A 12002-nucleotide genomic window follows, 5' to 3' on the forward strand; every position below is an offset into this window, starting at 1 on the left:
TGCTTCTTTATCGTCTTCTTCAATGAATCAAGCAATTCGTGTGGGAACTTATGGAGCAGCTGATGTCGTCGATTAAGGAGGTGATCCAGCCGCAGGTTCCCCTACGGCTACCTTGTTACGACTTCACCCCAGTCATGAATCACACCGTGGTAACCGTCCTCCCGAAGGTTAGACTAGCTACTTCTGGTGCAACCCACTCCCATGGTGTGACGGGCGGTGTGTACAAGGCCCGGGAACGTATTCACCGCGACATTCTGATTCGCGATTACTAGCGATTCCGACTTCACGCAGTCGAGTTGCAGACTGCGATCCGGACTACGATCGGTTTTCTGGGATTAGCTCCACCTCGCGGCTTGGCAACCCTCTGTACCGACCATTGTAGCACGTGTGTAGCCCAGGCCGTAAGGGCCATGATGACTTGACGTCATCCCCACCTTCCTCCGGTTTGTCACCGGCAGTCTCCTTAGAGTGCCCACCATAACGTGCTGGTAACTAAGGACAAGGGTTGCGCTCGTTACGGGACTTAACCCAACATCTCACGACACGAGCTGACGACAGCCATGCAGCACCTGTCTCAATGTTCCCGAAGGCACCAATCTATCTCTAGAAAGTTCATTGGATGTCAAGGCCTGGTAAGGTTCTTCGCGTTGCTTCGAATTAAACCACATGCTCCACCGCTTGTGCGGGCCCCCGTCAATTCATTTGAGTTTTAACCTTGCGGCCGTACTCCCCAGGCGGTCAACTTAATGCGTTAGCTGCGCCACTAAGAGCTCAAGGCTCCCAACGGCTAGTTGACATCGTTTACGGCGTGGACTACCAGGGTATCTAATCCTGTTTGCTCCCCACGCTTTCGCACCTCAGTGTCAGTATCAGTCCAGGTGGTCGCCTTCGCCACTGGTGTTCCTTCCTATATCTACGCATTTCACCGCTACACAGGAAATTCCACCACCCTCTACCATACTCTAGCTCGTCAGTTTTGAATGCAGTTCCCAGGTTGAGCCCGGGGATTTCACATCCAACTTAACGAACCACCTACGCGCGCTTTACGCCCAGTAATTCCGATTAACGCTTGCACCCTCTGTATTACCGCGGCTGCTGGCACAGAGTTAGCCGGTGCTTATTCTGTCGGTAACGTCAAAACAGCAAAGTATTAATTTACTGCCCTTCCTCCCAACTTAAAGTGCTTTACAATCCGAAGACCTTCTTCACACACGCGGCATGGCTGGATCAGGCTTTCGCCCATTGTCCAATATTCCCCACTGCTGCCTCCCGTAGGAGTCTGGACCGTGTCTCAGTTCCAGTGTGACTGATCATCCTCTCAGACCAGTTACGGATCGTCGCCTTGGTGAGCCATTACCCCACCAACTAGCTAATCCGACCTAGGCTCATCTGATAGCGCAAGGCCCGAAGGTCCCCTGCTTTCTCCCGTAGGACGTATGCGGTATTAGCGTCCGTTTCCGGACGTTATCCCCCACTACCAGGCAGATTCCTAGGCATTACTCACCCGTCCGCCGCTCTCAAGAGAAGCAAGCTTCTCTCTACCGCTCGACTTGCATGTGTTAGGCCTGCCGCCAGCGTTCAATCTGAGCCATGATCAAACTCTTCAGTTCAAACATCTTTGGGTTTTTAAGAAACCCTAAACTTGGCTCAGCAATCGTTGGTTACATCTTTGATTTCTCGCGGAGTAACTTGTGATGCTGATAATCTTGTTGACTATCAGTCTGACTCCACAAGCACCCACACGAATTGCTTGATTCAGTTGTTAAAGAGCGGTTGGTTAAGATCTTTCGTCTCAACCGAGGCGCGCATTCTACAGCAGCCTCATTTGCTGTCAAGTGATTATTTTCAGAAGTTTTCAAAGTTTCCTTTGTAACTTCAACCACTTGCGCTTCCGATCTCTCGTTAGCGGGAGGCGAATTCTACAGCGTTACACGCTGCTGTCAACACCTCTTTTTCTCCGCTTTCGACCGAGAAGATCGAACCGTTAACAGAGCTAAACTACACCGCTCTATCAACTCCTTCCAGGCTTCGATGATCTGAAGCAGCTCGCTGTCGAAACCTACATAACTCTTTGTTTACCAAGGAGTTTTCCGTTTCGACTGCGCCGGAAGTGGGGCGAATTATAGACTTCCAGAATCTGCCGTCAAGGGTTAATTACGCTTTTGTTGCAGATGATGGTTTTTTAGCGATAAGACGAGGAATTCGGCGCATCACAGGCGGTATACGCAGCACCAGAAGCAGCGCCCCTATAGATGCATAGATGGCCCACTCCTTCAGATCAGCCCGCACGATCCACAACATATGCAGCAAACCAAGCCCGAGGATCACGTAAACCAAACGATGCAGCTTCTTCCAGCGCGAACCAAGGCGTCGCTGACTGTATCGATTGGAGGTTACCGCCAGTACCAATAAAGAAAGGAACCCCAGAGCCCCCACTATAATGTAGGGCCGCTTACGCAGCTCGACACCCAATTGCGACCAGTCCAACCCAAGGATGAACACACAGTAAGCCGCAAGATGCAAAACCACATACGCGAAGCACCACAACCCCAACTGCCGTCGCACAGCGATCCACCCCGCCCAACCACTGAGTTTCTGCAGCGGCGTCATGCCCAAGGTGATCAACAACAGAATCAAGGTGCCAAGTCCCAATCGATCCATCAGCACTTTGCCCGGGTCAGGCCCCAGCGCAAAGCTCCAGGCCTCGTACAACCAGAACAGCGGCCACACCGCCGCTGCTATAAAGACGCCGATGCGCCAGATCGGGTAGCGCATCAATAGTTCTTCCGCAGATCGAGACCCGTATAGAGAGAGGCGACTTCATCGGAGTAGCCGTTGAACATTTGCGTCTCACGTACATTAGGGCTGAACAAACCACTAGGCAGGCGCCGCTCGCGAGCCTGGGTCCAGCGTGGATGGTCGACGGTAGGATTCACATTCGCATAAAACCCATACTCACTCGCGGCAATGCTTTGCCAGGTGGTTTTAGGCTGCTCGCTGACAAGACTGATGCGCACGATCGACTTGACGCTCTTGAACCCATACTTCCACGGCACCACCAACCGCAGCGGAGCGCCATTCTGGTTTGGCAGCTCCCGGCCATACATCCCCACAGCCAGGATCGCCAAGGGATTCATCGCTTCATCCAGTCGCAGTCCTTCGACATAAGGCCAGTCGATCAAGGCGAAGTTGGACCGCTGCCCCGGCATGCTCTTGGGATCTTGCAGGGTTTCAAAACGGATGTACTTGGCATTGGATGTTGGCTCAACGTGCTTGAGCAATTCAGAAATAGGGAAACCTATCCAGGGAATGACCATCGACCACGCCTCTACACAGCGCAGTCGATAGATTCGCTCCTCCAGTTGATAGGGCTTCATGAAGTCTTCAAGCGCATAGCGCCCTGGCTTGGCGACCTCACCATCAATCACCACGCTCCACGGCTCGGTCTTCAGAGACCCGGCATTGGCCGCCGGGTCGCCCTTGTCCGTCCCAAACTCGTAGAAGTTGTTGTAGTGCGTCGCGTCCTTGAATGGAGCGATCGCCTCATCCTTGACGGTTACCGCCTGCCATTTCGTACCCGGCAACTTTTCGGCAAACCATCCGGGCGCCTTGCCCGGCTCGACATCCGCATAACGCGCAGCATCATCCGCACTGGCCCAACGCGGCAGGCTGCTGGCAGCTATGCCGGCAAGCGCACCACCGAGCAAGCTGCGGCGAGAGAAATAGAGGGATTCAGGCGTGACGTCCGATTCTTTGCAATCAGACGCTTTGGGGAACTTGATTAACATGGCAACTCCGCAGCTTTTGGAGAACAGATGCACCAATAGACTGCGGAGTATGGGGGAAATTACATTAAGGCAACGTTTTGCGCTGACGAAGATGCAGCAAATACTGCACCGGGCCTGACGCGGCATAGACGAGGAACGCCAGCAGCAGGATTCGCGGCGGGTCGCTGAAGACCACGGCGAACACCAGCACCACTGCCAGGATAGCCACAAACGGTACACGCCCCTTGAGGTCCAGCTCCTTGAAGCTGTTGTACTTGATGTTGCTGACCATCAGCATGCCGGCCGCCGCGACCATCAAGGCCACCAGGAACGACATCTTGGAGCCCTGGATGCCGTAGTCACTGAACGCCCAGACAATACCGGCCACTACACCCGCCGCAGCCGGGCTGGCCAGGCCAATGAAGTAACGTTTGTCAGCAGTCCCCACCTGGGTATTGAAACGTGCCAGGCGCAACGCCGCACCCGCCACATAGATGAAGGCAACCATCCAGCCGACCTTGCCCATATCTCCCAGCGCCCACGCAAATGCGAGCAACGCCGGCGCCACACCAAAGGCCACCATATCCGACAGCGAGTCATATTCGGCGCCGAAGGCACTCTGGGTGTTGGTCATGCGCGCCACCCGTCCGTCCAGGCCATCAAGGACCATGGCGACAAAAATCGCAATCGCGGCAAAACCAAAATACTTGCTCGCCCCGGCAGCATCGCCGGCCGCCAGCGCGCTCTGGGCACTCATCGAGTTGATGATGGAATAAAACCCTGCGAACAGGTTCGCAGTGGTGAACAAATTGGGCAGGAGGTAGATACCACGATGCCGGACTTTACGGCCTTCAGCATCATGCCCTTCTTCGACATGTTCATCGATCGGCAGCAGGCTTTCGGCGTCAGAGGCCTGGTTTGGCTCTTCGGGACGTTCGCTCATGGACTTTACCTTGCAACGGTGTGAAAAATTTCGACAGAAACTTGCGGCGAGTGTTCGCCCGCAAACGATGCAGCTTTATACCAGAACCTGCCCCGCAAACGAAAAAACGCGGCCTAAGCCGCGTTTTCCCTTGATACGTACGACTTAGTTTTTGGCTTTGTCGACGATCTTGTTGGCACCGATCCACGGCATCATGGAGCGCAGTTGCTCGCCGATGATCTCGATACCGTGAGCGGCGTTGTTACGACGCTTGGCGGTCATCGAAGGGTAGCCGGTTGCGCCTTCGCTGATGAACATTTTGGCGTACTCGCCGTCCTGAATACGTTTCAGGGCGTTGCGCATGGCCTGACGGGACTCGGCGTTGATCACTTCCGGGCCAGTCACGTACTCGCCGTATTCGGCGTTGTTGGAGATCGAGTAGTTCATGTTGGCGATACCGCCTTCGTACATGAGGTCAACGATCAGCTTCAGTTCGTGCAAGCATTCGAAGTAGGCCATTTCTGGCGCGTAGCCAGCTTCAACCAGGGTTTCGAAACCAGCTTTAACCAGCTCAACGGTACCGCCGCACAGTACGGCTTGTTCGCCGAACAGGTCGGTTTCAGTCTCGTCCTTGAAGGTGGTTTCGATGATGCCGGTACGACCGCCACCAACGCCGGCAGCGTAGGACAGCGCAACGTTTTTGGCGTTGCCCGAGGCGTCCTGGTAGATCGCGATCAGGTCAGGAATACCGCCGCCTTTGACGAACTCGGAACGCACGGTGTGGCCCGGTGCTTTCGGCGCGATCATGATCACGTCGAGGTCAGCGCGCGGCACAACCTGGTTGTAGTGGATCGCGAAGCCGTGGGAGAAGGCCAGGGTGGCGCCCTTCTTGATGTTCGGCTCGATTTCGTTCTTGTACAGCGCGGACTGGAACTCGTCCGGGGTCAGGATCATGACCAGGTCGGCAGCAGCAACAGCGGAAGCCACGTCAGTTACTTTCAGACCGTGAGCTTCAGCCTTGGCAACAGTGGCCGAGCCTTTGCGCAGGCCAACAGTCACGTCAACGCCGGAATCTTTCAGGTTGCACGCTTGAGCGTGGCCCTGGGAACCGTAGCCGATGATGGCGACTTTTTTGCCCTGGATGATCGACAGGTCACAATCTTTATCGTAATAAACTTTCATGAGGTTCCTCTATATATCCAGGCCGTTTAAGGCCATTCGCTAAATTTGAGTTAGATGCTGAGTACTTTGTCGCCACGAGCAATCCCGGTGACGCCACTGCGTACAGTTTCCAGAATCGAGGCCGTCCCGATCGACTGGATGAAGCTGTCCAGCTTGTCGCTCGTACCGGTCAATTGAACGGTATAAACGCTGGCGCTCACATCGACGATCTGCCCGCGATAAATGTCGGTAGTGCGCTTGATCTCGGCCCGTTGTGCACCCGTAGCCTTCACCTTTACCAGCATCAGCTCACGCTCGATGTGGGCACTTTCCGACAAGTCGACCAGCTTGACCACTTCGATCAGCTTGTTGAGGTTTTTGGTGATCTGCTCGATCACCTCATCATGGCCAACGGTGGTCAACGTCAGGCGCGACAGGGTCGGGTCTTCGGTTGGCGCCACGGTCAGGCTTTCGATGTTGTAGTTGCGTTGCGAAAACAGACCGACCACACGTGACAGAGCACCCGGTTCGTTCTCCAGAAGCAGGGAGATAATGTGCCGCATGATTAGGTCCGCTCCGTCTTGTTCAGCCACATATCGCGCATGGAGCCGTCTTTGATCTGCATCGGGTAGACGTGCTCGCTGGTGTCGACCTGAATATCGAGGAACACCAGGCGGTCCTTCATGGCGAACGCCTCTTCCATCATCGGCTTCAAATCCTTCAAATCGGTGATGCGCATGCCGACATGGCCATAGGCTTCAACCAACTTGACGAAATCGGGCAGAGATTCCATGTAGGAGTGCGAGTGACGGCTGCCGTAGCTCATGTCCTGCCACTGGCGAACCATGCCCAGTACACCGTTGTTCAGGCAGACGATCTTCACCGGCAAACCATATTGCAGGCAGGTCGACAGCTCCTGGATGTTCATCTGGATACTGCCTTCGCCGGTGACGCACGCAACGTCGGTATCCGGGAAGCTCAGCTTCACACCCATCGCCGCAGGGAAACCAAAGCCCATCGTGCCCAGGCCACCGGAGTTGATCCAGCGGTTAGGCTTGTCGAACTTGTAGTACTGCGCCGCGAACATCTGGTGCTGGCCCACGTCGGAGGTCACAAAGGCGTCGCCCTTGGTCACTTCGCACAGGGTTTCGATCACGGTTTGCGGCTTGATGACGCTGCCGTCGCCCTTGTCGTAAGGGAACAGGCCGCGGTCACCGCGCCACTCGTCGATCTGTTTCCACCAACTGGCAACGGAGTCCTTGTTCGGGGCTTCGCCGATTTCCTTGAGCGCAGCGACCATTTCGGTCAACACGCTTTCCACCGGACCTACGATAGGCACGTCGGCCTTGATGGTCTTGGAGATGGACGCCGGGTCGATATCGATGTGGATGATCTTGGCATTCGGGCAGAATTTGCTCGCGCCGTTGATCACCCGGTCATCGAACCGCGCACCGACGGCGAGGATCACGTCAGCGTGGTGCATGGCCAGGTTGGCGGTGTAGCTGCCGTGCATGCCGAGCATGCCGACGAACTGACGATCCGAACCCGGGAACGCGCCGAGGCCCATCAAGGTGTTGGTTACCGGCAGGTTGAGCATCTTGGCCAGTTCGGTCAACGGTGCGGAACCGCCGCCCAGAATCACGCCACCACCCGAGTAGAGCACCGGGCGCTTGGCCGCCAACAGCATTTCTGCCGCCTTGCGGATTTGCCCCGAGTGCCCGCGAACGGCCGGGCTGTAGGAACGCAGCTTGGCTTTCTTCGGGAAGACGTATTCGAATTTTTCAGCCGGGTTGGTCATGTCTTTCGGGATATCGACCACGACAGGGCCCGGGCGACCGGACTGTGCGAGGTAGAACGCCTTCTTCATGACTTCCGGGATTTCCGAGGCATGCTTGATCATGAAGCTGTGTTTCACGATCGGCCGGGAGATACCGATCATGTCGGTTTCCTGGAATGCATCGGTACCGACCATGGTGCTCGCCACCTGGCCAGAAATGATCACCATCGGAATGGAGTCCATATAGGCCGTCGCGATGCCGGTGATGGCATTGGTCGCGCCAGGGCCGGAAGTCACCAGTACGACACCGGCTTTACCGGTGGCACGGGCGTAACCGTCAGCCATATGGGTAGCAGCTTGTTCGTGGCGAACCAGGATGTGGGTAACAGCCGGTTCCTTGAACAGTGCGTCGTAGACATGCAGCAGAGCACCACCTGGGTACCCGTAGATATAGTCGACGCCTTCGTCACGCAAAAAGCGGACGAGCATCTCACCGCCAGATAAAAGCTCCACGTTGTTCACCTCTAAAACGCCAGAATACCGTCCGTTAAAAACCGACGGGTCTTAATAGGTTTACTTCTCAGCAGAGCATGAGCGACGGTGGTCGCCGACTACGTCAGCACTGACTGAGCAAGTATTGGGAGCGTCCCAAGTGTTGCGGGATTTTCCCACCCAGCGCGAGGTAACGCGTTGCGGGTGTAACAGGTCGGCGCGGGTGTGCGCCTCATGATCTGCTGAGTGGGTCTGCTTCTGGCAGTCCCTCTACAGCGGACTTTGGATTCTTCTGTTTCAGCCTCTCCAAGTCAAGCAATAATTGCGCTTTTTTCCAACTAAGCGCATGAGAACGTAGAAGAAAGGGGCTTGAGGAGGGATAAAACTCGCCTGAATGGCGCAAAGCGGTAGAAATATGCGCAGGACTGCCGGAAAAACCGGCAGCCAGGCAATTAACGAGCGTCGACGATCAGTTGATCGAACTTTTTCAGCGCAGCCCGCAGGCCGAGGCTCTCAAGCGGCCGATCGGCGTATACCATCTCGGCCATCTCCAGAATCCCCGACGCATTGGGCAGCGGCAAGTCCTGCTCAAGGATTTGCTTCATCCTTGTCAGGAATATCCATTGCAGCCACTGGTGAAAGTCCAGGGTGTCGACGGAAAAGGGTTCAACGCTGCTCAAGGCTTCAGCGCTGGGGGACACTTCGTCCCACCAGCCCTGCAGGCGCAGTTCGCGCTCGATCAACAACAACTGTTCGGCAATCGCCGGAAAGCGTGCATCCATCAGAGGCTTACCTTGGCTTTTTGCCGAGCCTGGGCAGCACCGGCGGCATCGCCCTGTTTCTCACGGGCATCACCGATCAAGCTCCACAGGCTGGCCTGCAGATCAGGACGGCCATTGGCCAGGGTCAGGCCGCGACGGGCAAATTGCTCAGCTTGCGGGGCATCGCCCTGGGCCATGCGAACCTGAGCCAGGCGGTAAAGCACTTGCGGCTCACGAGGCGCCACGCGCTGGGCGCGCTCAAGGCTCGACGATGCACCGTTCAAGTCGCCGCCAGACTGCTGCTGCTGAGCGGTAGTCAGCAAGGCCAGCACCGGGCCATCCAGCTGCTCATCGGCCGACAAGCCACCAGCGCTGCTGGCAGACGGAATCCCGCTTGGCGTCGACGGCATGTTGTAAGTGCCCTGGTTGATCGGTGCCGCTTGAACCGGCGTAGTGTCGATCGGACCCGAGGTGCTTGGGCCTGGAGTCCATGGCTGAGTACTGATCGGTGCGGAGGTGGCCGCACCACCGCCTGGGATCATTACCACTACCCCCGAATCCTGGGGTACGGCCTGCGCCTGAGCGCGGGCCTGAGCTGGACGATTGGTGACGGTTTGACGGAAGCCGCCGTTGGCCGAGATCCGGTCGTTGTTGGACACCGTTGTACTGGAATCCACCACCGGGATAGAACCCCGCTCCACACTGGCGCAACCACCGAGCAAAGCCAAAACTGTAATAGCTGGAATCAACAACTTGTTCACGTGAAACCCTCTTTGCTTAATTCATCCAGCCCTTGACCCAATCCATCACCGATTCAGCGCTGGCAGGCGCACTGGCGCCGCACGCTGCACCGGGAGGTGGTTCGCTGCCGCGAATATACGGCATCTGCACCGCGCCCGGACAGTTGGCATCGGAGCCCTGCCCCGTATGCGGATCAATCCAGGCCTGAACGATATTGTCCGGCTGCGGCATGTTCAACGGCAGTGGATCGGCCTTCTTCATGAAACTGGTCCATACCTGCAACGCGCCGGTGGCACCGGTGAAGGGTGTCTTGCCGTTGTCATCACGCCCCAGCCAAACCACCGCCAGCAGGTCCTGACTGAAACCGGCGAACCAGCTGTCGCGGGAATCGTTACTGGTGCCGCTCTTGCCTGCCAGCGTCAGGTTGGCCGGCAGCACGTTGTAGGCCGAGCGCCCGGTACCCTCACGCATCACGCGCTGCATGGCGTTCTGGATCAGATAGATCGAGGCCGGGTCAAAGCGCTGCTGAATCTGGAACGGATAACGCTTGAGGGGTTCGCCCTCAGCCGTCAGTACGCTACGGATCCCCCGCATCGGCGTATTGAAGCCACCGTTGGCCAGGGTCTGGTACATGGTGGCCACTTCCATCGGGCTCATCGCGCCAGCGCCCAGCAGCATCGACGGGAACGCCGGGAACTCGCGAGTGATGCCCAATCGGGCGAGCGTCTTGAGGACATTCGGCACACCCAGCTCAAGGCCGAGGCGGGAAGTCGAAATGTTGTAGGAATGCGCCAGCCCCTGGTACAGGAAAATCGTACCGTGGGAACGACGATCAAAGTTATGCGGCGTCCACATCTGGCCATCGGCACCTTTGACCGACAATGGGTCATCGGACAGCCAACTGGTCAGCGTGTACTTGCTCGGTTTTTCCAGCGCGGTCAGGTACACCGCCGGCTTGACCAGCGAGCCAATCGGCCGCACCGCGTCCAGCGCCCGGTTGAACCCGGCAAAGCTGGCCTGGCGGCTGCCGATCATGGCCTGGACTTCACCGGTTTCCGGGTTGGTCACCACCATCGCCGCCTCGACGTCATCGGCGCCTTTACGGCCCGCCAGGCGTTTGAAGGTGTCATTGACCGAGGCTTCGGCCTTCATCTGCAGGATCGGGTCGAAACTGGTGAAGATCCGCAGGCCCTCTTCGGTCAAATCTTCGTCGCGGTAGTCGTCACGCAACTGGCGTTTGACCAGGTCGATAAAGCCGGGGAAGGAGCTGTCGGCAAGCTTGCCGCGGGTGGTTACACCCAGTGGCATTTTCTTCGCGGCAGCCACTTGCTCAGGGGTGGCGACACCTTGCTGTTCAAGCACGTCGAGCACCAGGTTGCGCCGCTCCAGCGCACGCTCCGGGTTACGGCGCGGATTGTAGTAGGAAGGCCCCTTGACCATGCCCACCAGCAACGCCACCTGATGCAACTTCAGCTCGGACAACGGCTGGCCGAAGAAGAACTGGCTGGCCAGACCGAAACCGTGCACGGCACGCTGACCGTCCTGGCCGACGAACACTTCGTTGAGGTAGGCCTCAAGAATTTCCTGCTTGCTGTAATGCAACTCCAGCAGCATCGCCATCATGGCTTCGGTGAGTTTACGGGTCAGGCTGCGTTCGTTGGTCAGGTAGAAGTTCTTGACCAATTGCTGCGTCAGCGTACTGCCGCCCTGGGTCATCTTGCCGCCAGAGGTGTTCACCCAAATGGCACGCGCGATGGATTTGGGCGATACACCCCAGTGGCTGTAGTAGTCCCGGTCTTCCACTGCGATCAGGGTATCCAGCAGGTAAGGCGGCACTTGATCGAGCTTGATCAGAATGCGGTCTTCCAGGTTTTTAGGATAAATCCCACCGATCAATAAGGGCTCCAGGCGCACCACCGGCAGTTTCGAGCCGTTGAGCGAGGACAGTTCGGCCACATAGTCGCCAGAGAAACGCACGCGTACCGGCTGGGGTTTTTCCAGGCCTTCATAGAACTGGAAGCCGCGGGTGTTCAAGTCGACGGTGTTGCCGGTAACAGCTGCGGCGCCGGGGCCATTGCTCACGGCCTCGCGGCGATAGCCCAGGGCATCGAGCTCGGTGAGGAAGTCATCCTTGCTCAGCTTCTGGCCGGTGAACAGCTCCAGCGGGCGTGCATAGACCTTCGCAGGAATCGTCCAGCGCTTGCCAGAGAACTTCTCCTGGACCACAGCATCGAGGTAAACCGCGAAGCCGGCGATCACTACAAGCCCTACCAGGCTGAGCTTAATCGCCCAGCCCAGCCATGGGCGCAGGCCGCGGGAAGGAGGTTTTTTACGGGAACGGGGAGATCGGGTACGAGTCATGGCGGCGGATTATACGCACT

9 protein-coding genes and 1 rRNA gene are annotated in these 12002 nt (G+C 57.1%); all 10 read right to left on the bottom strand.

The window, feature by feature from the left end; translation table 11 throughout:
- Positions 1-73: 73 nt before the first annotated feature.
- Positions 74-1610: ribosomal RNA gene (locus JFV30_RS03220) — 16S ribosomal RNA — on the bottom strand.
- Between the two features lie 544 nt (positions 1611-2154).
- Positions 2155-2775, bottom strand: a complete 621-nt coding sequence (gene msrQ / locus JFV30_RS03225) for a protein-methionine-sulfoxide reductase heme-binding subunit MsrQ (RefSeq protein ID WP_201121873.1) — start codon at positions 2773-2775, stop codon at positions 2155-2157.
- Positions 2775-3788, bottom strand: coding sequence for a protein-methionine-sulfoxide reductase catalytic subunit MsrP (gene msrP / locus JFV30_RS03230; protein WP_201121875.1), 1014 nt, complete (start codon positions 3786-3788; stop codon positions 2775-2777). Before msrP ends, msrQ begins: the two co-directional genes overlap by 1 nt.
- 64 nt (positions 3789-3852) lie before the next feature.
- Complete coding sequence (gene pssA / locus JFV30_RS03235) at positions 3853-4710, bottom strand: CDP-diacylglycerol--serine O-phosphatidyltransferase (RefSeq protein ID WP_003212123.1); 858 nt, start codon at positions 4708-4710, stop codon at positions 3853-3855.
- Between the two features lie 144 nt (positions 4711-4854).
- Complete coding sequence (ilvC, locus tag JFV30_RS03240) at positions 4855-5871, bottom strand: ketol-acid reductoisomerase (RefSeq protein WP_003212125.1); 1017 nt, start codon at positions 5869-5871, stop codon at positions 4855-4857.
- Positions 5872-5921: 50 nt separating this feature from the next.
- A complete protein-coding gene (gene ilvN, locus JFV30_RS03245; protein ID WP_003176102.1) occupies positions 5922-6413 on the bottom strand; it encodes an acetolactate synthase small subunit in 492 nt (163 codons plus the stop codon).
- A 2-nt stretch (positions 6414-6415) separates the two neighbouring features.
- Positions 6416-8140 carry an acetolactate synthase 3 large subunit gene (locus JFV30_RS03250; protein ID WP_010174427.1) on the bottom strand — a complete coding sequence of 575 codons (1725 nt, stop codon included), beginning with the start codon at positions 8138-8140 and terminating at the stop codon, positions 6416-6418.
- 431 nt (positions 8141-8571) lie between these two features.
- Positions 8572-8901, bottom strand: a complete 330-nt coding sequence (locus JFV30_RS03255) for a YqcC family protein (RefSeq protein WP_201121877.1) — start codon at positions 8899-8901, stop codon at positions 8572-8574.
- On the bottom strand, positions 8901-9641 hold the full coding sequence (locus JFV30_RS03260) for a hypothetical protein (RefSeq protein WP_201121879.1): 741 nt from the start codon (positions 9639-9641) through the stop codon (positions 8901-8903). The genes JFV30_RS03255 and JFV30_RS03260 overlap by 1 nt, the downstream gene beginning before the upstream one ends.
- A gap of 16 nt (positions 9642-9657) precedes the next feature.
- On the bottom strand, positions 9658-11982 hold the full coding sequence (mrcB, locus tag JFV30_RS03265; protein ID WP_201121881.1) for a penicillin-binding protein 1B: 2325 nt from the start codon (positions 11980-11982) through the stop codon (positions 9658-9660).
- Positions 11983-12002 lie beyond the last annotated feature (20 nt).

It is taken from the genome of Pseudomonas sp. TH32 (genome assembly GCF_016650855.1).
GTDB lineage: Bacteria > Pseudomonadota > Gammaproteobacteria > Pseudomonadales > Pseudomonadaceae > Aquipseudomonas.